We start from the raw sequence: 24,397 nt of genomic DNA, 5'->3' as shown, positions 1-24,397 counted from the left end.
GAAGCTCAGTCGGTGCTTCCCGCTGCGCGGCTGCGGAATCCACCGGTTCGTACGGTGGCATCCGGGCGGCCTTGATAGCCACCGCCGGTGCTGCGACGGTTCTCGTCGCGGCCTTGGTAGCCGCCGGTGCTGCGACGGTTCTCGTCACGGCCTTGGTAGCCGCCGGTGCTGCGACGGTTCTCCTCGCGGCCCTGGTAGCCGCCGGTGCTGCGACGGTTCTCCTCGCGGCCTTGGTAGCCGCCGGTGCTGCGACGCGAATCGGTACCGAAACGGCTTGCGCCGGTGGGGCGTTCACGACGCGGTGACTCGCGGATGGGGTCGCCGCTGGGAGCTTTGGCGCCCGTGATCGACATCAGTTCGGCAGAGCCGGGTGCGACGTCGACGGACGTCACCTTCACGCCGGCCATGCCGGTGAGCTTGCTGATGGTGCGGCGCTGGTTCGGCAGTGCGATGGCAACCACGGTGCCGGCTGCGCCTGCGCGTGCCGTGCGGCCCGCGCGGTGCATGTAGTCCTTGTGGTCGGCGGGCGGATCGACGTGCACGACGAGATCGATGCCGTCGACGTGGATGCCGCGGGCGGCGACGTCGGTGGCGACGAGGACGGGGGTGCGGCCGGTCTTGAACCGCTCGAGCACGCGGGTGCGCTGGTTCTGAGCCTTGCCGCCGTGCAGCGATTCGGCGTGAATGCCCACTGCGCGAAGGCGATCGGTGATTCCTTCGCATCCGAGCTTGGTGCGCGCGAACATGATGGTGCGACCTTCGCGCGAACCGATCTCGGCGAGGACGATGTCCTTCTGCCCGCGGCCCACGTTGAGGACGTAGTGGTCCATCGACTCCACGGCGGCCTTGCTGTCACCGGTGGAGTGCTGCACGTGATCGGCCAGGAACTGGCGGACCAGAGACTGCACTTCACGGTCGAGCGTTGCGGAGAACAGCAGGCGCTGCCCGTTCTGTGCGGTCTGTCCGAGGATGTCGCGCACCTCGGGCAGGAACCCCATGTCGGCCATCTGATCGGCTTCGTCGAGGGCGGTGATCTCTACGTTCTCGAGGACGCAGGTGCCCTGGCGCAGGTGGTCGTTCAGTCTTCCGGGCGTCGCGACGAGAACGTCGACGCCGCGGCGAAGCTGGTCCGCCTGGCGGGAGAACGGGGTGCCGCCGACGGCGGGACGCACGGTCAGGCCCAGGGCCGACGCGTACGAGGTGAGCGAATCGACGACCTGGAACGCAAGTTCACGGGTCGGCACCAGGACCAGAGCGCGGGGGCGCTTGGCTGCCGGACGATCGTCGCGGCCGGCGAGGCGGGTGAGCATCGGAAGACCGAACGCGAGCGTCTTGCCGGATCCGGTCTGGGCGCGGCCCAACACGTTTCGGCCTTCGAGCGCGTCGGCGATCGCCATCTTCTGGATGGGGGACGGCACGGTGATTTCGTTGCGTGCCAGCGCGCTGACGATGGCTGCGGGAAGTCCGAGGTCAGCGAAGGTGATCTCGGAATCGGCCGGTACGTCGATGGATGTGGTGGAGGAAATTGTGGTGTCTGCGCTTGTCAACGCGGTGGTACCTCTCGGGTTGCAGGCGCGTCGCGAAGCAGCGACCTTCTACGGTCGCGTAAGAGAGACGAGCCAGGGCACTCTTCACCTGGTCATCGATGCGCAAGCGGTGCTCGGGCGCAAATGGAAGGTGTCACAACACTGCAGTACTGACTGGGCGCAGCGCGTTATGTGCCATATCGAAAAATGGACGGTTCGGTTGTGAACCACTGGTAACAGTACAGGGCGTCAGCGCTTTCGCTCGACTCCTGTGAGCCAATCGACTCCGCCCGCGTCCGTCAGCGGGTGAGAAGACGCGACAGTTCGGTCAGCCACGGCACGGCCACGTAGACGGTCGGAACCACCAGGATGCCCGCAGCTGCCGCGTACGCGGCGACGGACGTTGCTCGGTCGGGCCCAGCGCCGCCCAGGCGTTGAACACGCACGAGGGTGCTCGGACCGCCCGCTGCCATGGCGCCTTTCGGCGCTGCCGACCCCGCGCAGGCCACCAAGGCCCGCGCGAGGGGGCGGGGGCCGGTGACCTTGACCGCGGAATCGTCGGCGAGCAGTTCGACGAGAAGTTGCACGGCGCCGAGGGCGGATCGGCTACGCACGATGCGTGGAAAGGCTTCGTTGACGGCGGTGAACGCTTCGAGTACGAGGTCGTGACGAGCGCGCAGGTGCGAACGCTCGTGGCTGAGGATGGCGGTGAGTTCGACACGGTCGAGGTTGGCGATGGTGCCTTCACTCAGGACGACCCGCTGTCTCAGTCCCGGAAGGCAGTATGCGATCGGCTCCTCGGAGTCGAGGACCCGAATATCCGCTCCGTGGCACCCGGGGGTCGACGCCGATCCACAGTCGAGCAGGTCGACGAGCATCCGGTGCCGGGCGCGGCGGCGCCGGGTTCGCACCGCGACAAGAGACGACGCGTAGATCAGTCGAGCGCCGATCACCAACGTGATGGCGAGTACGACGACGTAGAGAATCCAGAGCGGGAGGCCGAGGGCATCGATTTCGGCGGTGGGTGCGGTGGTCGGTCTGCCGTCGGCGCCGGGTACGAGCAACTGGCTCGCGATGGCAAGGCCGGAGCTGAAGGCCGACAGCACTGCGGCCAGCGCGATGGCCTGCCACAGCACCAATGCGGCGCGCGGAGTGCGGTGTGGCCACCGGGCACGGGCGAGGAGGGCGGGAACCGGGCCTGCCAGGACGAGCGCCAGCACCGCGAACACCAGCGCTGTCGTTGCGCTCACGTCCTCCATGACTGCTCACTCACTGCCGTGGTCCGGCTGCTGTGGTTATACGTCCGGTCGGTCCTTCGCTTCGAGCGCAGCCAGCGCGTCGCGCAGCGCTGCGGCTTCGTCCGCACCGACCTGACCGACGAAATGCACCAGTGCGGCAGCGCGTCCACCGGATCGGTCGGCCTGCTGCAATGCGTCGACCATCAGGCTGGCCACCAGTTCCTCACGGCCGTGTACCGGAGCGTACCTATGGGCGCGGTCGTCTCGCTGCTGAGTCACCAACTGCTTCTTAGCGAGGCGCTGCAGGACGGTCATGACCGTGGTGTAGGCGAGTTCGCGTCGCTGTGCGAGCGCTTCGTGGACTTGACGCACGGTCTGCGGTTCGTCGTTCGACCACAGATGTTCCATGACTGCGCGTTCGAGTTCGCCTAGGCCTGCCATGGGATGCACTCTACTCAGCGTCCGACAGAGCTGCGTACTACGCGTCGTAGCAGCCAGTCGGTGCCACGTGTGGCGGTGTTCGAAGCGCCGTCGGTCCGATCGCTATCGTGTGCCTGTCTATCGTGTGCCTGTCTATCGTGTGACTGTGGTGGGAGTGCCGTGCTGACGGTTGCAAGAGTGTCGCTCATATCTGGTTGGTTGCCCGTCGTGGCCGCCGTTCTCGGTGTACTCGGAGTGTTGTGGCTTGTCGCCGTGCGGTCGCGACGGCACGTCGCCGTCACCGTCCCGCTCTGCGCGGTGTCCGCGGCCGTGGTCACCGTTGCCGCGTGGTACGTCGTGGAGAAGGTGTGGCGACCGTTTCCCGACCCGATCGAAACCGTCATCTACGTGTGGATCGGTACCGGGTTGTTCGCTCTGTTCGTGCTGGTACCGCGGTTGCTTCGATCCCGAGGATGGGTAGGCCGCATCGTCACGGTCCTGGCGGTCGTTGCGGTGGTGTTGACGGCGTCTCTGCACGTCAACGCCAAGTTCGACGCGTACCCCACGCTGGGAACTGTCATCGGTGTGTCGGACGAGAATGCGACGGCATTCTCCGACATCCCCGGTTTTCAGGGCGACCCGGTGACCGGCGATCCCCTCGACACGGTCTGGACGCCGCCGCAAGGGCAGCCCTCCGCGGGTCGGGTGACCTCTGTCGCCATCCCGAACACGCAGTCGGGGTTCACGGCCCGAGAGGCGAAGATCTACCTGCCGCCCGCGTACTTCGCGAACCCGAGGCCGCTGCTGCCGTTCATGGTGCTGCTCGCCGGTCAGCCGGGATCTCCCGACGATTGGTTCAACGGCGGCAAACTCGCCGAGACCATGGATACGTTCGCCGCCGCGCACGCCGGGTTGTCTCCAATCGTGATCGTCGCGGACGGCACCGGATCGGAGGTCGCCAATCCCTTGTGTGTGGATTCACCGTTGGGCAACGTCGCCACCTACCTCGCCAAGGACGTTCCCGCGTGGGCGGTCGCGAACCTGCAGATCGACACGAACCCGAAGCACTGGGCTATCGGGGGATTGTCCTACGGCGGGACCTGCTCCCTCCAAATGGCGACCAACTACCCGGATGTGTATCCGACGTTTCTCGATCTGTCGGGACAGCTCGAGCCCACACTCGGTGACCGACAGCGCACCCTCGACGCTGCGTTCGGTGGAGACGAGAAGGCGTTCGAAGCGGTCAACCCCGTGGATCTGATGAAGGCGAAGAAGTATCCCGACACCGCGGGGGTGTTCGTGGTCGGTGCGAACGACAACGATTACCGTCCGGGTGTGATGACCCTGTACGCCGACGCGCAGGCGGCCGGGATGAACGTGAAGTATCTCGAATTACCCGGCGCCCACAGTTTCGAAGTGTGGTCGGCAGGATTGATCCAGCAACTGGAGTGGCTGTCGCAGCGGATGGGAATCCTGTCGTGAATGCAGTGCTACTGCGCATCCGCCGTCAGGCCGTGCGGATCGGGGCGCTCGTGCGGTTCGGCGCGGAGGGCGCACCGGTCAGCCTCACCCTGCTGGCGATCATGTGGATTGCCGGCATAGCAGGAGCAATCGCCACCGACGACTGGTCGAAGTTCGTGGATCGACACTTCGCCGTCGGCATCGTTCCGTTCGAGCACCTGCGGCTCTGGACTCCGCTGACGGCGGGTGTCCTGTCCGTCGGCGTCGCATCGTTCGTGTCCGCAACCCTGTTGATCGTCCTGGTCGCCGCGCCCATCGAGCACCGGATCGGCTGGCGCCGTATGGGAATCGCGATCCTGTCGACGCAGGTCGCCGGTTCGTTGCTGGGGCTCGGTGCTGCTGCAGTGGCAAAACTCCTCGACGAGGACTGGGGCTTTCGGCTGCACCTCGGTGTCGCCGTCGGCCCGAACACCTGGATCGTCGGCGCACTCATGGCGGCGAGTGCCGGCATGGACACGTTGTGGCGCCGACGCGTGCGGGTCGGACTGTTCGCTCTTCTGATTGTGCTCGCGCTCTTCGGTGGGCACCTGCAGGACGTCATCCGTCTCGCGGCCGCGGTCGTAGGTCTGATTGCCGGTCCCGCGATCGTCGGAAAGTCGCCTCGCGGAACACGTCTGGCCGGAACACAGCGCGAGGGGCGGGTTCTCGTCGCGCTGGTGGTTGCCGCGACGACGTTGGGTCCGTTGCTGGCTGCGTTCTCGCCGGAAGCGGTCGGACCCTTCGCTGTGCTCCGAGATCTTTTTCGGTCCAGTCCGTTGTCCGTGTCGGAGGTGCGCGATATCTGCGCCGACACGCCGACCGCCGCGGAATGCCGGCGCGGTTTGCTCGAATTACGTCTCAGCGGCGTGGGACCCACGATTCTGTCGCTGATGCCGTCCATCTTCCTGCTGGTTCTCGCCGACGGGTTGCGCCGAGGACGTCGATTCGCGTGGGCAGCATCGGTGACCGCGCAGGTCCTGCTCGTCGCGGTGTCGGTTGCGAACTTCGCCATCCGTTTCATCGAATCGGGAGATGACCAGTCGATCTTCTACGGTCTGGATTCACCGACCTTCTACCGCACCGCAGTGCCGTTTCTGACCCCCGTGGCCGTGCTGCTGGTGTTGGTGGCAACACGAAAGTGGTTCGACGTGTCGGCGCCGCGCGGAACGTACCGACGGTTCTGGTCGACCGTCGCCCTGGCGGCCGTGGTGCTCGGCGTCGTGTTCGTCGCCGGCGGCCTCGCGGCCGGACAGGGATTCGACCGGCCGCCGGGAGTGTGGGCGCTCGTCGCGGAGTACCCGGACCGTCTCGTGCCACCGGTGTACCTGCAGTGGCTCGATCCGCAGTTCCTGCCGGACAGTGTCGCCACAACCCTGCTGTACGAGTGGGTCGGCGTGTTGTTCTGGGTAGTCGTCACGGTGCTGACGGCGGGGACGTTCGTGAAACCCGCGTTCGGGACCGAGACCGAAGCAGCCGAGCGCGCACGCGAGCTGCTGTGCGCGAGTGGCGGCAGCGCGCTGTCCTGGATGACCACCTGGCGCGGTAATCGGTACTGGTTCGCCCCGGACGGACGGAGTTACGTTGCCTTCCGGGTCATTGCGGGTGTTGCGCTGACGACCGGTGGGCCTGTCGGACCGTCGGCCCGTCACCGTGACTCGGTGGTCGGGTTCGCAGAATTCGCAGCGAGCAACGGATGGGTGCCGTGCTTCTACTCGGTCACCGCGGACATACGGACGATCACCGACGGTTTGGGCTGGTCGGGCATTCAGGTGGCAGAGGAAACGGTCCTGCCGCTGCAGAGTCTCGCGTTCACCGGGAAGAAGTTCCAAGACGTGCGCACGGCGGTCAACCGGGCGAAGAAGGCCGGTGTCGAGGCCGAGTGGATCAACTTCGGCACGGCCCCGCTGGCGATCACCGATCAGATCACCGCCATCTCCGAGGAATGGGTTGCCGACAAGGGCATGCCCGAAATGGGCTTCACGCTCGGTGGACTCGAGGAAATCGACGACCCTCAGGTCCGGTGCCTGGTCGCGGTCGACGAACATCGCACCGTGCACGGCATCACGTCCTGGATGCCGGTCTACCGGGACGGTGAAATCGTCGGGTGGACATTGGATTTCATGCGGCGCAGATCGGAGGGATTCCGGCCCGCGATGGAGTTCCTGATCGCGTCGGCGGCCCTACTGCTTCAGCAGGAGGGCGCGTCGTTCCTGAGCCTGTCCGGCGCGCCACTCGCCAAGATCGACGACCCGAACGGCGATTCCGAGGCCCTTGCGGGCTCGACTCTGTCGACGGTTCTCGAACGGCTGCTCGACGTCGTCGGTCGTACCCTCGAACCGGTCTACGGCTTCCGGTCGCTGCTGGCCTTCAAATCGAAGTTCCAGCCCGAGTACGAGCCCATGTACATGACGTTCGCCGACCCCGGTGCGCTGCCCAGCATCGGAAACGCCATCGGTCGCGCATACCTCCCGGACGTGTCGTTCGGTCAGAGCGTCCGGCTGATCAGGACGATGCTCGATCGCTAGCTGCAACAGCGGGTCTGACCGGCCCGCCGACGGAGCCGTAGACATGGCGGGTACCGATCGGGACGATCAGCGGTCGATCGGAGACCGGGTCGGCGATGACCGTCGCGTCGAGACCGAACACGTCCCGAAGCAGCTCCTCGGTGATCACGTCGGCCGGTGATCCGCTTGCCACGATCCGTCCGGCCTGCATGACAACGAGCTCGTCGCTGTAGCGGATGGCGAGGTTGAGATCGTGCAGAACCATCACCACCGTGCGGCCCAGTTCCTCGTGCATCCGGTCGACGAGGTCGAGAACTTCCATCGAGTGTGCGAGATCGAGATACGTAGTCGGCTCGTCCAGCAGCAAGATGTCTGTGCCCTGCGCCAGTGCCATGGAGATCCACGCGCGTTGCCGTTGACCTCCGGACAGTTGGTCGATGGGACGGTCGGCCAGATCGGCGACACCGGTGAGTTCGAGTGCACGCGCCACTTCGGTCTCGTCGTCACCGGACCATTGGCGGATCCAGGTCTGGTGCGGATTGCGGCCACGCGCGACGAGGTCGGCGACCCGTAGTCCTTCGGGTGCGATCGGAGCCTGCGGCAGCATGCCGAGGATTCGGGCCACCTCCTTGGTCTTCATGGAGTGAATGGCCTTGCCGTCGAGGAGGATCTGTCCACCTCTCGGCTTGAGCAGCCGCCCCAGGGACCGAAGGAGAGTCGACTTTCCACATCCGTTGGGCCCGATGACCGTGGTGATCACTCCGGTCCGGATGGCGAGATCGAGGCCGTCGACGACGATGCGGTCGCCGTAACCCAAACTGATTCCCTCGGCGACGAGCCGATCGGGAGCGCCGACGAGCCGGTCGGAAGTGCTCATGCCGACACCTTTCGGTTGCTGCGGACGAGTAGGTAGAGAAGGAACGGGCCACCCAGTGCCGAGGTGACGATGCCGACCGGCAACTCCACCGGCAGGATCGTCCGTCCGACGAAATCGGCGAACAACACCAGTATTGCGCCGCAGAGCGCGGAGCCGAGCAGCGGAGGACCGGAGGTGCGGAGCAGTCTCAGGGCCACCTGAGGCGCAGCCAGTGCGACGAATCCCACCGGCCCTGCGACCGCGGTCGCCGCCGCCGCCAGAACCACCGCAGCGAAGAGGAAGCCGGCCTGGTTCCGTTGCAATCCGAGGCCGAGCGATCGAGCGTTGTCGTCGCCGAGCCGCAGGATCGTCAGCCTGGTCGAACCCACGATCAACGCTGCACCGACCACGAGGACGGTCACGAGGATGGGCCATACCTGCGCCCACGTGGTGGCGCCGAGCGATCCGGTCAGCCAGACCTGCGCGCGTGCCACGTCGGTGATGTCCGCGGACACGAGCATCCACCCGATGAGCGCGGTCAGAATGGCATTGATGCCGATTCCGACCAGTACGAGCCGGAATCCTGAGACACCGCCGCGCCAGGAGAGCGAGTAGATCGCGATCGCGGCCAGAAGGCTTCCGATGAGAGCGGCGAGTGGAAGCCCCAGCGTCGCAAGGATTCCCACCAGAGTTCCGCCGCCGCCGAGCACGATCAACGCGACCGCCGCCGCGCTGCCGCCGGCGGTGATGCCGAGCAGGTCCGGGCTCGCCAGTGGATTGCGGGACACGGACTGGGTGACCGCGCCGGACAGACCGAGCGCCGCGCCGACGAGAAGGCCCGTGAGGCTGCGGGGGAGCCGTAGATCCATGACGACGAAGTTCTGGATTCGGGTGCCACCCCCGAGGAGTACGTCGACTACCTGGGGGATGGACAGTGGGTAGTCGCCGCGACCGATGCCGAGACAGAACACGAGGAGAAGCACCAGCGTCATCGCCGCCGTCACGACCAGCATCAGTGGGCGGCGCACCATCGACACGCGGCCGATACGGACGGCCGGGCGCGTCGGAACGCGCACCCTGTCGACGTACGTATCTTCGGACAGCGTCACAGCGTCACCAGCTTTCGACGCCGGATCAAGGCGATGAAGAAGGGCGCTCCGACGATCGCGAGAACGATGCCCACCTGTAGTTCGCCGGGACGAACGAGCACCCGCCCGATGACGTCGGCGAGAACGAGCAGCAGTCCGCCCAGCAGTCCCGAGTAGGGCACGAGCCACCGATAGTCGGGTCCGGTCATCGACCGCGCGATGTGCGGAACGACGAGACCGACGAAGGCGATCGGACCGCAGGCAGCGGTGGCCGCCCCGGTCAACAACGTGATCGCGACGATGCCGATCACGCGGGAGAGTCCGACGTTGGTACCCAACGACCGGGCGACGTCGTCGCCCAGGCTGAGGGTGTTCAGGCTGGGCGTACTTGCCAACGCGACGACGATCCCCACGACGATGAACGGGAGGACGGTCCACAGAATGTCGGTTCCGCGTCCGGCCACCGATCCGACGATCCAGAAGCGGTAGCCGTCGAGGGTCGTCTGATCGAGCAGGACGACAGCGTTGGTCATGGCCTGGAGGAAGAACGCGACTGCGGCGCCCGCGAGAGCGAGGCTGAGTGGGCTGGACGCGCCCGATCCGATCGACGACAGACCGAACACGACGATGCTGGCCACGGCCGACCCCGCGAACGCGAACCACAGGTAGTCACCCGGCGACACGACGTCGAACAGGTAGATGCCCATGACGACGAAGAAGGCTGCCCCGGCGTTCAGGCCCAGAAGGCCTGCGTCGGCGAGGGGATTGCGCGTGTGACCCTGGATGAGCGCACCCGCCACACCGAGCGCGACGCCGACCACGAAGCCGAGTGCGGTGCGAGGAATGCGCAGCGAGCGAACGACGGTGTCGGTGTCGCTTCCGGTCGAGGCCACCAGTGCGTGGAAGATCTCGGTGAAGGCGAGCGGACGCGCGCCGATCGCGACGCTCATGGCGGCGACGACGACGAGTGCCACGGCGAGCACGATCAACCCGATCAGGCGACGACGCCGAACCGCGGCCACCGTTCCGTCGGCCTTGATGGGCTCGAAACCTTCGTGAACCGCCGTCTTGCGGCGTACCACCTCGACGCCGCGGGTGCGAGGGCGAAGTGCGCGCCCGACCCCGACGGCAGCACGACTCTGCGTGTCGCGCAGTACGAGTCCGACGGCGTTCTTGCCGGCTCCTGCACCGGTCCTGCCGTCGCGGAAACCTCGATTCCAGACGAAGACGCTTGCGGCTACCACCACAGCGAGACCGCCGAACACCACGCGGTCCGCCTGGCCACCGCCGTTGTCGTCTCGCAAGGACTGAACCACCAGGGCGCCGAGAACCAGCGGTAGAGCCACCATCAGCAGATCGAGGGCATCGGCGACGAGCGTGAGACGCCGCGGGGCCGGACCCGTCGGCACGACCGTGGTGCCGTACCGGTCGTCCGGGGCGACGTGCGGACCCGACGACGGGTCGGGGAGGGCTGCGTGGCCCACGGATCGCGTCGTCACGCCTGTTGCCCTCCAGCCTCGGTGTCGCGTTGTCCCTCCAGGTTACGGAAGGCTAACCAAATGGGTCGTGCGGGTGGTCGTTTTGCCGCGTGCGATCACGGTCACACGAATCCGGATGCCGCTGCACGAATCACTCTGGTTAGGCTAACCTACATTTAACGACGGGCAATGGAGGTCGAGCAGTGACTGCAGTGCAGGACAGGTGGGCGACAGAACAGGTCGTCGGCGCGGCTGCGCGCCTGGCCGAGGCGTCGTCGGTGTTGGCCCACAGCAACATTCGACTGCGCAGGCTGGATCCCGAACATCCTCGTGTGTACGCCGTCGCGGACATGAGCACACAGGGAAAGAGACGTTGGTGGGCGTTGGCGTCCGGGTCGGAGTCCGGTCGAATCGCCACGTTGTACAGACGCGCCGAGCAGGACGCCACCCGTCCGGCGGATGCCGTCGAGCAGGTTGCCACCGCGTTGATCCATGCCGTCGTCGGGCGGGCGACGGCGTTGCTCGCACTGGAGGCGCGCGTGTGGGATCCCGGGATCGACAATCTGTGGATCCACCTCGACAGTGACGTCGGCATCGATTGGACCGGCGTGGTCGACCCCACGCTGCGCGTGCTGGCGAGTGACGCGAACGCCGGTCGGCCCGGTGTCGTGACCGTGCCGTGCGTGGAGGCACTGGTCATGTGGACCGCCCACCGCTGCCTGACGTCGTTGTTCGAGATACGCAGAGCGCTGGGCGAATGCGATGCAGTGGACGACGGCCGGTTCTGGGGGCTGGTCGGGCGTGCGGTGGTCGGTGCGTCGTCGTTCGTGCCGGTGCTCGGCGGGTCCGATCAACGGGCCGGTTGGCTCCGCGGCCAGGAACTGCTCGACGCGTTCGTCGCTCTGGGACAACCCGTACGCGGACAGGCGCGATCGAAGCAGATGACTTAGGACAGCCTTTCCTATATGCTCGACCGAAACACCGAGACAACACCGGACCGGCCGGAGTCCTGAGGGCTGCAGTGACTCCCGGTCCTTGCCACGACGGGCCCCACACGCGAATGCGCCGTGTGGGGCCCGTCGATCTTTCCCTCTCGTAGTGTCGGTGCCTCGCAGTGTCGGTGCCTCGTAGTGTCAGTACGAAGACACAGTGACGAAGACGGACAAGGGAGACGGCATGGCTGGAGTACCGACCGGAGACGACCTCGCGGCAATGCTCGCGACCGGGTTCGACAAAGTGATCGGACTGTCCTTCACCGAACTCACGCCCGATCGCGTACGGGCGACATGGACCGTCACACCGGAACTGTTGCAGCCGTGGGGAATCGTGCACGGGGGAGTGCACTGCGCAGTCATCGAGTCGGTGGCCAGCGCGGCCGGTTCGGTCTGGCTCGGCGACCGAGGTCACGTCGTCGGGGTCAACAACAGCACCGACTTCATTCGCGCCTGCAGGTCGGGAGTTCTCCGAGCGGAGGCGCTTCCGATTCATCGGGGCCGCACTCAGCAGTTGTGGGTCGTCGTCGTCACCGACGAGAACGACCGTCAAATCGCGCGCGGGCAGGTGCGCCTGCAGAACATCACCGACACGGCCGCGATCGGCAACTGACGCGGCAGTCTGGGAGACTTCGTCCCGTGATCGACCCACATCTCGCCGCCGCAGCTCTGGACCGTATCGACTCGATTCTCGATCCCGTCGATCGCCGCCTCGAACTGGACTACCCCGGCGAACGCTTCGGGGGCCAACCCGCCCACACCGTCTACGTCAGCGCCGCAGACGCCACCGACCGAACCACCGACGAGTGGGGTGCGAGGGCGTCCACGTTGCTCGCGGACAATTCCGAGGTGCTGTCCTCGCTCGCGGGCGCCGACGTGGTCAAACGGGTCGCAAACAGGCTCTCCCGCAACCCGATACAAGACCTCCGCATCGACTTCGAAGACGGGTACGGATGGCGGGGAGATCCCGTCGAGGACGAACACGCCCGCGCCGCCGGAGCCGTTCTGGCGGGACTTTCGGCACGTAACGACGGCCCGATCGCTCTCGGCATCAGGGCGAAGGGGCTGGCGCCGCACGAGCGCAGGCGCGGTATTCGCACTCTCGAACTCGTACTCGACGCAGCGGGCGGCGTCCCCGACGGTTTCGTCTTCACCGTGCCCAAACTTCGTGCCGTGGAGCAGGTGTCCGCGGTGGTCGCGCTGTGCGAGGAGCTGGAGACGGCACACGGCCTGACCACCGGGGCCTTGCGTTTCGAGTTGCAGATCGAAAGCCCGCAAGCGGTTGTCGGTGCGGACGGGACCGCCACCGTGGCTCGCGCGATTCACGCCGCGGACGGCCGGTGCACCGGATTGCACTACGGCACATACGACTACAGCGCAGCCTGCGGCATCACATCGGCCCAGCAATCACTCGAACATTCGGTGGCCGACCACGCGAAGGACGTGATGATGGCTGCGGCGGCACAGACCGGAGTCTGGATCAGTGACGGCTCGACACAGGTCGTTCCCGTCGGAAATCACGAGCAGGTGACCGACGCGATCCGGCGCCACTTCCGGCTCGTCACCAGGTCGCTCGAACGCGGTTTCTATCAGGGCTGGGACATGCACCCGGGTCATCTCGTCACGAGGTGGCTCGCTACGTTCGCCTTCTTCGGAGCTGCTCTCGAGCCCGCTGCCGTCCGGTTGCAGGCCTACCTCGACAAGCAATCCGGCGGAGTCATGGACGAACCGGCCACTGCTCAGGCCCTCGCTGCCGTGCTGCTGCGTGGCCTCGACACGGGATCGTTCGATTCGGCTGCAGTCGCCGCGGTGGCACCGGACGTCACACCCGAGGTGCTGCGCGGCCTGCTCTCGCGCAGAACTCCTCTGGAATGACCCACCTGCTCTGCACTGTGGCCCGGCGACTTTCGTGTCACCATTGCTGCGTCCGACTAGCCTGAGTCCCACTGCCCCGAGTCCCACTGCCCCGAGTCCCACTGCCCGAGTCGAGAACCGAGGAGCGCGTCGATGCGTTTGTCACCGCACGAGCAGGAACGGCTGCTGTTGAGTTACGCGGCGGAACTGGCTCGCAGGCGGCAACAGCGCGGGCTGAAGCTGAACCATCCCGAATCCATCGCGATCATCACGGACCACCTGCTCGAAGGGGCGCGGGACGGAAGATCGGTTGCAGAACTGATGGTTTCGGGTCGCGAGGTGCTGTCCCGGAGCGACGTCATGGACGGCATTCCTGAGATGCTCGTCGAAGTTCAGGTCGAGGCGACGTTCCCGGACGGAACCAAACTCATCACCGTGCACAACCCGATCACGTGAGGTGCGCATGATTCCCGGAGAAGTCATCACCGAGGACGGTGTGATCGAGCTGAACGCCGGCGCGGTCGTCACCGAACTGCACGTGGTCAACGACGGTGACCGTCCGGTCCAGGTCGGCAGCCACGTCCACTTCGCCCAGGCCAACGCCGCGCTCACGTTCGATCGCGTCCGTGCGCACGGCAAGAGGTTGGACATTCCGGCGGGAACCGCAGTGCGATTCGAGCCCGGAATTGCGCAGGACGTCGTTCTCGTCGATCTCGGAGGAACGCGAGAAGTCCACGGGCTCAGCATGACCCCACCCGGAAAGTTGGATTCCTGATGGCCGAACTGTCCCGTGCTCGCTACGCGCAACTCTTCGGGCCCACGACCGGTGACCGAATTCGGCTGGCCGACACGGACCTTCTCGTCGAGATCACCGAAGATCGCTGCGGTGGACCGGGTCTTGCGGGTGAGGAAGCAGTGTTCGGCGGCGGCAAGGTGATTCGCGAGTCGATGGGGCAATCTCGCGCAACTCGCGCCGACGGTGCTCCGGACACGGTCATCACCGGCGCCGTGATTCTCGATCATTGGGGAGTCATCAAGGCCGACATCGGTATTCGTGACGGGCGAATCGTCGCTCTCGGCAAAGCCGGCAATCCCGACACCATGGACGGAGTGCATCCCGGTCTCGTCATCGGTCCGTCGACCGAGATCATCGCTGGGAACGGCCGCATCGTCACCGCCGGTGCCATCGACTGCCACGTGCACCTCATCGCACCGCAGATCATGGAGGAGGCGCTCGGCAGCGGAATCACCACGATCATCGCCGGCGGTACCGGACCTGCCGAAGGCACCAAGGCCACCACGGTGACTCCCGGCGCCTGGCACCTGGCCCGCATGCTCGAAGCGCTCGACGGCTGGCCGATGAACATCGTGCTGTTGGGCAAGGGCAACACGGTCAATCCCGACGCGATGTGGGAGCAGTTGCGAGCCGGTGCATCCGGGTTCAAGCTGCACGAGGACTGGGGTTCGACGCCCGCGGCCATCGACGCCTGCCTCACTGTCTGCGATGCCGCCGGCGTCCAGGCCGCGTTGCACTCCGACACTTTGAACGAAGCAGGTTTCGTAGAGGACACCCTGGCCGCGATCGCCGGCCGCGGGATTCACGCGTACCACACCGAAGGTGCAGGCGGCGGCCATGCACCGGACATCATCACGGTGGCCGCGCAGCCACACGTCCTGCCGAGTTCCACCAACCCCACGAGGCCGCACACGGTCAACACGCTCGACGAACATCTGGACATGCTGATGGTGTGTCATCACCTCAGCCCCTCCATCCCCGAGGATCTTGCGTTCGCGGAGAGTCGAATTCGACCGTCGACCATTGCAGCCGAGGATCTGTTGCACGACATCGGTGCCATCTCGATGATCGGCAGCGATTCGCAGGCCATGGGCCGCATCGGAGAAGTGGTGATGCGGACGTGGCAGACCGCCCACGTGATGAAGAAGCGGCGCGGCTTTCTTCCGGGCGACACCCGTGCGGACAACGAGCGCGCCAAGCGATACGTCGCCAAGTACACGATCTGCCCGGCCGTCGCGCACGGACTCGACAAGGAGGTGGGGTCCGTGGAACCGGGTAAGCTCGCCGATCTCGTGTTGTGGGAACCGGCGTTCTTCGGCGTGCGCCCACACGTGGTGATCAAGGGCGGGATGATCGCGTGGGCAACGATGGGCGACGCCAATGCGTCCATTCCCACTCCGCAGCCCGAACTGCCGCGGCCGATGTTCGGCGCCACCCCGAAGGCCGCCGCTGCCACGTCCCTTCACTTCGTGTCCCCGCAGGCCATCGAAGACGGTCTGGCGGACCGGCTGGCGTGCGACCGAAAGCTGGTCGCGGTCGGCAACGTTCGCCGCATCGGCAAGGCCGACATGCCCAACAACGACGCGACGCCGAGCATCGAGGTCGATCCGGACACCTTCACGGTCCGCATCGACGGCGACGTGTGGACCGAGCAGCCGGCAACGGAACTGCCCATGGCGCAACGGTATTTCCTGTTCTGATGAGCCCGGTCTGATGCACCTGTCCGCCTTGCTCACGCTCAGCGATTCGCGGTTGCCCATCGGGGGACATGTGCATTCCGGAGGTGCCGAGGAAGCGGTGTCCTCGGGCATGGTGCACGACCTCGCCACCGTGGAGGCGTACCTCCTGCGTCGCATCAGGTCGAGCGGAGCCGTCGCCGGCTCGATCGCCGCTGCCGTGGCATCGGGACTTCTCGATCCGACCTCCGCCGATTTCGAGACGGATGCTCGTACGCCGTCACCCGCCGCGCGAGCCGCGTCTCGGGCACAAGGCCGGGGCTTGTTGAGGCTGGCCAAACACACCTGGCCGCAACACGATTGGTCGCCGTTGGGGTCGCGACCGCACCTGCCCGTAGTGTCCGGTGTGGTTGCCGACATCACCGGTCTCGGTCCGCGGGAGACAGCTCTGGTGCAGATCTACACCGCCATGACCGGTTCGGCGATCGCCGCACAGCGACTCCTCGCGCTCGATCCGGCCGATGTGGCGGCGTGCACCTTCGGGCTGACCGCGGAATGCGATCTGGTTGCCGAATCGGTGACGGCTCGTCTACCGGACCTCGCGGACCTGTCCGATCCGCTTCTCGACTTCCTCGGCGAGAAACACCTCGAGCGCGATCGACCCCTGTTCGTATCCTGAAGTCCAGCAACGCAGAAACCTGTCAGAAAGAGAGTTCCCATGCCCCCGCATCTCATCGACGGCGAACCGCATTCCCACGCGCATGATCGGCCCAAGCGCACCCGAACGCCCGGCGAGGCGCTTCGGATCGGTATCGGCGGACCGGTCGGGTCGGGAAAGACCGCGCTGGTCGCCGCACTCTGCCGGGAACTGCGAGAAGAGTTGTCGCTGGCGGTGCTGACGAACGACATCTACACCACCGAAGATGCGGACTTCCTCCGCCGACATGCCGTACTGCCGGACGAACGAATCACCGCGGTACAGACCGGCGGATGTCCGCATACGGCGATACGTGACGACATCACGGCGAACCTCGATGCCATCGACGACCTGGTCGAACACAACCCTCCGTTGGACCTCGTCCTGGTCGAGTCCGGTGGCGACAACCTCACGGCCACCTTCTCGTCCGGCCTGATCGACGTCCAGATATTCGTCGTCGACGTCGCCGGCGGAGACAAGGTTCCGCGCAAAGGTGGTCCGGGCGTGACGTTCTCGGATCTGCTGGTCATCAACAAGACCGACCTTGCGCCGATGGTGGGTGCGGATCTGTCGGTGATGGAACGCGACGCAGCCGCCGCACGTGACGATCGACCCACGGTGCTGATCTCGTTGACGGACGATCCGTCGGCCACCAAGGTGCTGAGTTGGGTGCGTGAACAACTTGCTGTGGTCGCGGAGTCCGACGCGGCGCTCAGCAGCACGTAGCTTGCGTACGCAAGTCCTGGTTGTCGCATCGGCCAGTCGAAGCCCTCGATTCGATGCCGTCGGAGGCATTGCGGCACGTCAGACGGGACGCGACACCGTGCACCTGATCGGAACGGCACAGACACCACTCGGCGGTGACGAGATCTGCGTCGACGTGCGGGTCGAGGCCGGGGCGAGGTTGGTGCTGCGAAGCGTGGCTGCCACGGTGGCCCTGCCCTCACGGGAGACGGACCTGTCCTCCGCATCCTGGACATTCGACGTGGCCGACGGTGCGTCGCTGGTCTTCGACCCGCAACCGACCATCGTGGCGTCCACCGCGGACCACCGGACGGTCACGCGCGTGGTGATGGCACGGTCGGCGTCGGTCGTCGTACGCGAGAGAGTGCGGATCGGGCGATCGAACGAAAGCGCCGGACGATGGTCGGGGGCGTTGAACGTCGACGTCGAAGGCCGACCTCGATTACGTCATCGGCTCGAACTCGGTCGTGGCGCCGCGGGACACGACGTACTGTTCGCGCCGTCCGCACTCGTCAGCACGCTCCACATCGGTGACGACGAGGCCGACACCGTGACGGTCGATGGACATCGTCTGGACCGGACCACTGTTCGGCTCCCGCTCGCCGGCGGCGGTTCGCTGTGCACCTGGCTGGGCGGCGAACTGCCCAGTTCTTGACGCGGACGTGCTACCTACGACGAAGGCCGCCGATACGACGCGCGTATCGGCGGCCTTCGTCGAAGATTCGGGTCAACCCGCGCGTGTGGCTCCGGCGTCCTCACGTTCGGGGTCGGTCGGCGAGGCACCGGACGCTGCGTCCTTCTCGGTGCTGTCCGCCTGATCCTGCTTGCCGGCATCGTCCATGGACGCGCTCACGACTCGCTGGCCGACCTTAGGCGACGCCTCCACTGTGCGAGTGGGAACGGAGATGCCGTCGATCTGCTTTTCCTTGCCCAACGTGTGAAGTTGCTCGATGGCCAACCGTGCGAACACCTGCTGCTCGGTAGACGCCATCTGAGCACGCCCGCGTCCGAGGAAGGTGACGAACCAGCTGATGATCGTCGTCAGGCGGTTGCGGTAGCCGACCTGGTAGAACAGGTGCAGCCCAAGCCACGCGACCCACGCGATGAACCCGCCGAACTCCAGCTTCCCGACCTTCGCGACCGCGCTGAAACGCGACACCGTGGCCATCGAGCCCTTGTCGAAGTAGGAGAAGGGCTTGCGCTGTGCCGGGTCGTCCCCGCTCAGGGATCCCTTGATCTGCTTGACTGCGTACTTGGCACCCTGAATAGCGCCCTGCGCCATACCGGGAACGTCCTTGACCGACATCATGTCGCCCACGACGAACACATTGGGGTGTCCCTTGACCGTCAGGTCGGGTTCCACGATCACGCGGCCTGCGCGGTCTACCTCGGTGCCGTCCGACTGATCGGCGAGCTGCTTGCCCAGCGGGCTGGCCTGCACGCCGGCCGACCACACCTTGCACTGCGCCTCGATGCGTCGCTCGGTGCCGTCCTTGTCCTTGACGGTGATTCCGTCGACGTCGACACCGGTGACCATGGCGTTCAGCTGAACGTCGACACCCAGCTTCTCGAGTCGGCGCTGCGCCTTGAGTCCGAGCTTCTCACCCATCGGCGGCAGCACGGCCGGGGCGGCGTCCAGCAGGATCACCCGCGCGTTCTTGGGGTCGATGTTGCGGAAGGCGCCGTCGAGAGTGCGGCCCGCGAGTTCCGAGATCTGGCCTGCCAGCTCGACACCGGTCGGTCCTGCGCCGACCACCACGAACGTCAGGAGGCGCTCGCGCTCCTGCGGATCGGTGGACAATTCGGCTTGCTCGAACGAACCGAGAATGCGGCCGCGCAGTTCGAGCGCATCGTCGATCGTCTTCATGCCGGGGGCGAACTCGGCGAAGTGATCGTTACCGAAGTAGGACTGCTGCGCGCCTGCCGCGACGATGAGGCTGTCGAACGGTGTGACCGTGACGCGCTCGAGCAGTCGTGACGTGACCGTCTGCGCCGTCAGATCGATGTTCTCCACATCACCCATCAGCACTTCCGCGTTCTTCTGCTTCCGCAGAATGACGCGGGTGGCGGGCGCGATCTCGCCGACGGAGAGAATGCCCGTGGCCACCTGGTACAACAGGGGCTGGAACAGGTGGTGCGTGGTGCGCGCGATCAGCGTCACGTCCACGTCCGACCGCTTCAGAGCCTGAGCTCCGAAGAGGCCGCCGAAACCTGAACCGATGACGACCACACGGTGCCGCTTCTTTTCGACCGGTTGGACGCTCATATATCCGCTCCTACATTCTGGGACTTGCCTACAACGGTAGTCGCCCCGCTGCTCACCGTCTCGCCGAGGCTCGGGGCAAGTTTGTCAGGACAATTATGCGCCGGGTCGCGACGTTTCTCGGCCACCGAATCCGGTTGCAACCACCTTGGCTGTTCATGCATCGTGAAAACGCACCGCCGGGGGGCCGTTGCGACGACACACGAGTAAAGGGGAACCATGTCGACTTCGGGTGGTGGGGGTGTGAACGCCGTGGCGTACCTCGTGGTCGTGTTCGCTGTGTTCCGGGGAGTTCAGTCGGTTACCGATACCCGCGCGCTCATTCTACGCCCGCGCCGGTCGGCACTGGTGCTGTGGACGCTGGTCGCAGTTCCCTCGGCCGCTCAGTTCGTGGTCCCGGACATCTACGACGCTCTTTCGCGACAGCCCGATCTCGTTCGCAACGAGTACCAGGTGTGGCGTCTGATCACGTCTGCGTACGTCCAGGACGGCGGCGTGTTCGGCACCGTCACGAACCTGATCATTTTGTATATCGTTGCTGCACTTGCTGTTCCACTGTGGGGGCGGCTGCATACCGGCCTGCTGTTCGTGTTCGGGACCGTCCTGTTCAACGTTCCCGCCGTCTACTTCTATCCGTCGGAGGGGGGCGGAAACTCCGGTGCAACGTTCTTTCTGGCCACGTCGATCCTGGCGCTGCTCGTCGTTCGTGATCGTTCGCGCACGGTCGTTGCCGCGTCGGCAGCGGCCGTCGTCGTCGGTGTGGTTCTGATCGCGATCGGAGACGCGCACGGAACGGCTTTCCTCGGCGGTGTCGTCGTGGGAGCGGTCGTCGCTGTCGCGGGTGGTCCTGCCGCTGGGAAGCGAGGGTCCGCGCAGGCGCCGACGTAGAGTCGGTCCGGTACCGATCCGGCTTCCGACCGAAGGTGAACAGCGATGCAACTCGCCATCCATTTCTCCAACTTCACACTGCCCGGCGGGACTCCGTCCCTGGCGTCCGCGCTGTCCGAAAGTGCTGTGGCCGCCGACGAGGGTGGGTGCTCCCAGTTCACCTTGATGGATCACTGGTTCCAGATGGAAAGCCTCGCCACCTCGTTCGATCCGATGCTGGAGGGCTACACCTCACTGGGGTTTCTCGCCGGCCGAACCGAGCGAATCACGCTGGGACTGCTGGTCACCGGTGTGACCTACCGCTATCCGGGTCTGCTGGCAAAGACGGTCACCACGTTGGACGTGCTGTCCGGCGGACGGGCGCTTCTCGGGATCGGTGCAGCGTGGTACGAGCGCGAGCACCTCGGTCTCGGCGTTCCGTTCCCTCCCACGGCGGAGCGCTTCGAGCGGCTCGAGGAGACCCTGCAGATCTGCAATCAGATGTGGAGTGACGACGACGGACCCTACGAGGGTGCGCACTACCGGCTTGCCGAGACCATCTGTTCGCCGCGGCCGATCAGTGCACCGAAGCCGCGCATCATGATCGGCGGCAGTGGCGAGAAGAAGACGCTGCGGTTCGTGGCGAAATACGCCGACGCCTGCAACTTGTTCGCGCCCGACCAGGAAACGGTGGCGCACAAGGTGGGTGTGCTGAAGGGGCACTGCGAGGCGGAGAGCCGTGATCCGTCCGAGATCGAGAACACCATCATCATCGGGTACGACCCCCTCGACGACGTCGACAAGTTCCTCACCGACATGGAGGGCTACGCGAAGATCGGGATCGATACCGTGTGCGTCGGCCCGGCGGGTGGGGATCCCGCCCGTTGGGTCACCGAGGTCACCGAGAAGACAGTGGGCCGACTCGCGGACGTCGGCTAGGTGGACGGGTTCCACCCGAGTGCCGGGCCGAGATGTGTCGCGATGTCGGTCAGGATCTGCACGTAGTCCTCGTGCTCGAAACTGAACGGCAGCGCGAATGCCACTTCGTCGATCTCGAGGTACCCGGCGTGAGAGTGCAGCCGTTCGGCTATCTGCGCCGACGTTCCCACGATGTCGGGGGAGAAGAGCATGCGCGCCGGACCGACGGGCGCCGCGGTGCGCGCCAGCCGAGAGTCGGCGTAGGCCTGGTACTTCGCGCGCTGTGTTGCCGACGCCGAATCGGTGGGTATGACGACCAATCCCTGTGAGACGCGGGCGTTGTCGCCGTCGGGATGATGGCGGCGAAAGTTCGTGATGTGGGACCGCTGGATCTCGGCGAAATCGTCCGACTCTTCCGCCTTCACCACGCTGCTCGTGAGGAAGTTGAGCCCGTTCTCGCCGGCCCATTGCGCCGATCGCAGACTCGCGCCCCCGTACCAGACGCGGTCTGCCAGGCCCGCCGAGTGCGGCTGTACGCGATTGCTGAACACTTCGATGCCCTCGACGCCGCTGAAGTCGTTCACCGGTTCGCCGCGGACGGCACGTAGGAACCGCTGCACGCGCTCGTACGAGAAATCTTCCGCGGCAGCGGTATCCGGATACAGGGCACCCTTGACCCGCTCCCAGTGCATCGGCGGTCCGACACTGATTCCGGGGTTCAGCCGGCCGTTCGAGAGAAGGTCGACCGTCGCGAAATCCTCGGCGAGTCGCACGGGATTCTCCCAGCCCAGCGGCGTCACGGCCGTCCCGAACTCGATCCGACTGGTGCGCTGCGACGCCGCAGCAAGGACCGCGACGGGCGAGGAAATGCCGTACTGCAGATGGCGGTGGCGTAGCCATGCGCTGTCGAATCCCAGCTGCTCACCGAGTTCGATGATCTCCAGGGTCGACTCGTGGCCGCGAGCCGGATCGTTCTCGTCGAACAACCCGATGGTCAGAAATCCCAGTTTGCGCAGCGGCTTGGGTGAAGGCACCCGTTCACTGTAGGGCGCGCGACTCCGTGTCCGACAGCGCGTAGCGGCGGTTCGGGCTCGACACGTGCTGGTCGCCCGAACGGTCGCTGTTCTAGGCTTGCGCCCATGACCGACCACGACCACGCCGCGACACGCCGCGAGATCACCGACGCCCTGCTCACCGCGCTCGAACGCCGCCACGAGGTGCTCGACGTGATCGTCGAGGCGGACGACCGCCCCACCGCCGTCGAGGCCATCGCCGCGCTGCTCGGCACCTCGCGCCTCGGTGGTGAGGCCGTCATGGGCATGTCCTTCGATCAGCTGACCAAGGACGAACGGCGCAAGAACGCCAGCGAACTCGAGGACCTGAACAACCAGCTCAGCTTCACGCTGTCCGAGCGACCGGCCAGCGCCGGCGAGGACTTGACCTTGGCTGCGTTCAGCGCCGACGCCGACCGTGACATCTTCGCCGCCCGTCTCGAGGATGTCGGCGCTTCCGGCGACGGCCTCGGGGGAGCGGCAGGCGATCTGGACGACGAGATCACCGCGGCACTCTCGCGGGTGCACCATGAAGACGCGGTCTGGTACGTCGCGGTCGAAGGCACCGAGAAGGTCGGCATGGTCTTCGGCGAACTGGTGAACGGCGAGGTCGATCTTCGCGTGTGGATCCATCCCGAGCATCGCCAGAAGGGTTATGGCACTGCAGCTCTGCGCAAGTCGCGGTCCGAGATGGCTGCAGCGTTCCCGGCGGTTCCGTTGGTCGTTCGAGCGCCGGGCGTGAAGCCGGGGGCCTGAGTCTCGTCATCCGTGCCGACGCACCGCGATCACGGGCTGCGGTGCCGGACGCGCGCAGCCTCTCGCGTCAGGTGGTGCCGCTCGGCGAGGGTCGGGGCCGACAAGGCAGCCTCGGCGTACAACTGCGCTGCGGCGGCCAGGTTCCCACCCCTCTCGTTCAGATACGCCGAGGCAGCAGTGAGGCGCGGGATTGTCGGATCGACCTCAGACAGTGCCCTCAGACCGGCGGCGGGACCGTCTGCCTCACCGACGGCGATCGCGCGGTTGAGCTGAACCACTGGGCTTTTCGTGATGTCGAGCAACTCGTCGTACCACTCGACGATCTGCGCCCAGTCGGTCTCGTCGACGTGGGACGCGTCGGCATGGAGCGCGGCGATAGCTGCTTGCGCTTGATACTCGCCGAGGCGATCGCGAGCGAGCGCGCGTTGGAGAACACGCACCCCTTCGGCGATCAGCGCGGTGTCCCAGAGTCGCCGATCCTGTTCTGCGAGAGGGACGATGGTTCCGTCGGGGTGAGTACGGGCAGATCGTCTCGCGTGGTGCAGGAGCATCAGGGCAAGGAGCCCGGACACCTCCTCGTCATCGGTGGTGGCCGCCACTTCGCGAGTGAGTCGGATTGCTTCCGCCGAGAGGTCGACGTCACCGCTGTAGCCCTCGTTGAACACGAGATAGAGCACCCGCAGGACGGTGTCCAGGCTCCCCGGCTCTCGGAACCGGACTCCGGAAACGGTGCGTTTGGCCCGGCTGATCCGTTGCGCCATCGTTGCTTCCGGTACCAGGTACGCCTGCGCGATCTGCTTCGTCGTCAACCCTCCCAGCGCGCGCAGGGTCAGTGCGACCGCGGAGCTCGCAGACAGAGACGGGTGCGCACAAAGGAAGAACAGCTGCAGGGTGTCGTCCGCGGACTCGGTCTCGCCCGGCGCGGGTTCGAGTTCGACGCGCTCCTCGCGTGCACGTCGAGCCGCATCGGACCGGTGCGAGTCCAGGAATTTCCGCCAGGCGACCGTGACCAACCATCCCTTGAGGTCGGCCGGCCTCCGGTCGGGCCATGACGAGTACGCCTCGATCAATGCCTCCTGGACGGCGTCCTCGGCCGCGGCAAAGTCGACTCCGCGACGGACGAGGACACCGATTACAGCGGGCGCGAGTTCACGCAGCAGGTAGTCGTCCAC

Annotated in this window: 23 protein-coding genes; 14 read left to right on the top strand and 9 right to left on the bottom strand. The window is 66.0% G+C overall.

What is annotated here, in order from left to right; genetic code table 11:
- Positions 1-5: 5 nt before the first annotated feature.
- From IEW02_RS13105 to IEW02_RS13095, 3 genes are all read right to left on the bottom strand, one after another.
- On the bottom strand, positions 6-1,547 hold the full coding sequence (locus IEW02_RS13105) for a DEAD/DEAH box helicase (protein WP_229745982.1): 1,542 nt from the start codon (positions 1,545-1,547) through the stop codon (positions 6-8).
- Between the two features lie 278 nt (positions 1,548-1,825).
- Positions 1,826-2,776, bottom strand: coding sequence for a M56 family metallopeptidase (locus IEW02_RS13100; protein ID WP_188545168.1), 951 nt, complete (start codon positions 2,774-2,776; stop codon positions 1,826-1,828).
- A 45-nt stretch (positions 2,777-2,821) separates the two neighbouring features.
- Entirely contained in the window at positions 2,822-3,205 is a 384-nt protein-coding gene (locus IEW02_RS13095) for a BlaI/MecI/CopY family transcriptional regulator (RefSeq protein WP_188545167.1), read from the bottom strand.
- Positions 3,206-3,382: 177 nt separating this feature from the next.
- On the opposite strand from IEW02_RS13095, the gene IEW02_RS13090 reads away from it, so the two are divergent.
- Both IEW02_RS13090 and IEW02_RS13085 read left to right on the top strand, forming a co-directional pair.
- On the top strand, positions 3,383-4,666 hold the full coding sequence (locus IEW02_RS13090) for an alpha/beta hydrolase (RefSeq protein ID WP_371829941.1): 1,284 nt from the start codon (positions 3,383-3,385) through the stop codon (positions 4,664-4,666).
- Complete coding sequence (locus tag IEW02_RS13085) at positions 4,663-7,209, top strand: bifunctional lysylphosphatidylglycerol flippase/synthetase MprF (RefSeq protein WP_371829940.1); 2,547 nt, start codon at positions 4,663-4,665, stop codon at positions 7,207-7,209. The genes IEW02_RS13090 and IEW02_RS13085 overlap by 4 nt, the downstream gene beginning before the upstream one ends.
- Here IEW02_RS13085 and IEW02_RS13080 read toward each other — a convergent pair.
- Genes IEW02_RS13080 through IEW02_RS13070 form a run of 3 tightly spaced genes read right to left on the bottom strand, consistent with a single transcriptional unit; the run spans position 7,187 to position 10,616 of the window.
- Positions 7,187-8,065 carry an ABC transporter ATP-binding protein gene (locus IEW02_RS13080; protein WP_188545165.1) on the bottom strand — a complete coding sequence of 293 codons (879 nt, stop codon included), beginning with the start codon at positions 8,063-8,065 and terminating at the stop codon, positions 7,187-7,189. The two genes, IEW02_RS13085 and IEW02_RS13080, sit on opposite strands and share 23 nt — an antisense overlap.
- Positions 8,062-9,153, bottom strand: a complete 1,092-nt coding sequence (locus IEW02_RS13075; protein WP_371829939.1) for a FecCD family ABC transporter permease — start codon at positions 9,151-9,153, stop codon at positions 8,062-8,064. The genes IEW02_RS13080 and IEW02_RS13075 overlap by 4 nt, the downstream gene beginning before the upstream one ends.
- Positions 9,150-10,616: a FecCD family ABC transporter permease gene (locus IEW02_RS13070; RefSeq protein ID WP_371829952.1), complete on the bottom strand. Its 1,467-nt coding sequence runs from the start codon at positions 10,614-10,616 to the stop codon at positions 9,150-9,152. Before IEW02_RS13070 ends, IEW02_RS13075 begins: the two co-directional genes overlap by 4 nt.
- A 197-nt stretch (positions 10,617-10,813) precedes the next feature.
- Here IEW02_RS13070 and IEW02_RS13065 point away from each other — a divergent pair, with 197 nt between their 5' ends.
- The 9 genes from IEW02_RS13065 (at position 10,814) to IEW02_RS13025 (ending at position 18,024) form a co-directional block, all read left to right on the top strand.
- Positions 10,814-11,560, top strand: a complete 747-nt coding sequence (locus IEW02_RS13065) for a hypothetical protein (RefSeq protein ID WP_229745981.1) — start codon at positions 10,814-10,816, stop codon at positions 11,558-11,560.
- A gap of 226 nt (positions 11,561-11,786) precedes the next feature.
- Entirely contained in the window at positions 11,787-12,215 is a 429-nt protein-coding gene (locus tag IEW02_RS13060; RefSeq protein ID WP_188545164.1) for a PaaI family thioesterase, read from the top strand.
- Between the two features lie 26 nt (positions 12,216-12,241).
- Positions 12,242-13,477, top strand: a complete 1,236-nt coding sequence (locus IEW02_RS13055) for a DUF6986 family protein (RefSeq protein ID WP_188545163.1) — start codon at positions 12,242-12,244, stop codon at positions 13,475-13,477.
- A gap of 132 nt (positions 13,478-13,609) precedes the next feature.
- Positions 13,610-13,912, top strand: a complete 303-nt coding sequence (locus IEW02_RS13050; protein WP_188545162.1) for an urease subunit gamma — start codon at positions 13,610-13,612, stop codon at positions 13,910-13,912.
- Between the two features lie 7 nt (positions 13,913-13,919).
- A complete protein-coding gene (locus IEW02_RS13045; RefSeq protein ID WP_188545161.1) occupies positions 13,920-14,231 on the top strand; it encodes an urease subunit beta in 312 nt (103 codons plus the stop codon).
- Positions 14,231-15,952, top strand: a complete 1,722-nt coding sequence (locus IEW02_RS13040) for an urease subunit alpha (protein ID WP_188545160.1) — start codon at positions 14,231-14,233, stop codon at positions 15,950-15,952. Before IEW02_RS13045 ends, IEW02_RS13040 begins: the two co-directional genes overlap by 1 nt.
- 10 nt (positions 15,953-15,962) lie before the next feature.
- Positions 15,963-16,607, top strand: coding sequence for an urease accessory protein UreF (locus IEW02_RS13035; RefSeq protein ID WP_188545346.1), 645 nt, complete (start codon positions 15,963-15,965; stop codon positions 16,605-16,607).
- Between the two features lie 39 nt (positions 16,608-16,646).
- Positions 16,647-17,351 (top strand): urease accessory protein UreG, encoded by a 705-nt coding sequence (ureG, locus tag IEW02_RS13030; protein ID WP_188545159.1) that lies wholly within the window; start codon positions 16,647-16,649, stop codon positions 17,349-17,351.
- Between the two features lies 1 nt (position 17,352).
- Positions 17,353-18,024: an urease accessory protein UreD gene (locus tag IEW02_RS13025; protein ID WP_188545158.1), complete on the top strand. Its 672-nt coding sequence runs from the start codon at positions 17,353-17,355 to the stop codon at positions 18,022-18,024.
- 72 nt (positions 18,025-18,096) lie between these two features.
- On the opposite strand, the gene IEW02_RS13020 is transcribed toward IEW02_RS13025, so the two are convergent.
- Positions 18,097-19,635 (bottom strand): NAD(P)/FAD-dependent oxidoreductase, encoded by a 1,539-nt coding sequence (locus IEW02_RS13020; protein WP_188545157.1) that lies wholly within the window; start codon positions 19,633-19,635, stop codon positions 18,097-18,099.
- A 216-nt stretch (positions 19,636-19,851) separates the two neighbouring features.
- On the opposite strand from IEW02_RS13020, the gene IEW02_RS13015 reads away from it, so the two are divergent.
- Together IEW02_RS13015 and IEW02_RS13010 are read left to right on the top strand one after the other, a co-directional pair.
- Entirely contained in the window at positions 19,852-20,520 is a 669-nt protein-coding gene (locus IEW02_RS13015) for a rhomboid family intramembrane serine protease (protein WP_188545156.1), read from the top strand.
- Positions 20,521-20,565: 45 nt separating this feature from the next.
- Positions 20,566-21,438, top strand: a complete 873-nt coding sequence (locus IEW02_RS13010) for an LLM class F420-dependent oxidoreductase (RefSeq protein WP_188545155.1) — start codon at positions 20,566-20,568, stop codon at positions 21,436-21,438.
- Here IEW02_RS13010 and IEW02_RS13005 read toward each other — a convergent pair.
- Positions 21,435-22,451 carry an LLM class flavin-dependent oxidoreductase gene (locus tag IEW02_RS13005; protein ID WP_188545154.1) on the bottom strand — a complete coding sequence of 339 codons (1,017 nt, stop codon included), beginning with the start codon at positions 22,449-22,451 and terminating at the stop codon, positions 21,435-21,437. The two genes, IEW02_RS13010 and IEW02_RS13005, sit on opposite strands and share 4 nt — an antisense overlap.
- A gap of 105 nt (positions 22,452-22,556) precedes the next feature.
- Between IEW02_RS13005 and IEW02_RS13000 the strand changes: the two genes are divergently transcribed.
- A complete protein-coding gene (locus tag IEW02_RS13000; protein WP_188545153.1) occupies positions 22,557-23,225 on the top strand; it encodes a GNAT family N-acetyltransferase in 669 nt (222 codons plus the stop codon).
- Between the two features lie 29 nt (positions 23,226-23,254).
- Here the strand turns inward: IEW02_RS13000 and IEW02_RS12995 are convergent, their stop codons facing one another.
- Complete coding sequence (locus IEW02_RS12995) at positions 23,255-24,397, bottom strand: RNA polymerase sigma factor (RefSeq protein WP_188545152.1); 1,143 nt, start codon at positions 24,395-24,397, stop codon at positions 23,255-23,257.

The sequence above is a fragment of the Rhodococcoides trifolii genome, from assembly GCF_014635345.1.
In the GTDB taxonomy this organism is placed as follows: domain Bacteria; phylum Actinomycetota; class Actinomycetes; order Mycobacteriales; family Mycobacteriaceae; genus Rhodococcoides; species Rhodococcoides trifolii.
Note: the sequence above shows the minus strand (reverse complement) of the source record. Positions and strands in the feature narration are given on the sequence as shown.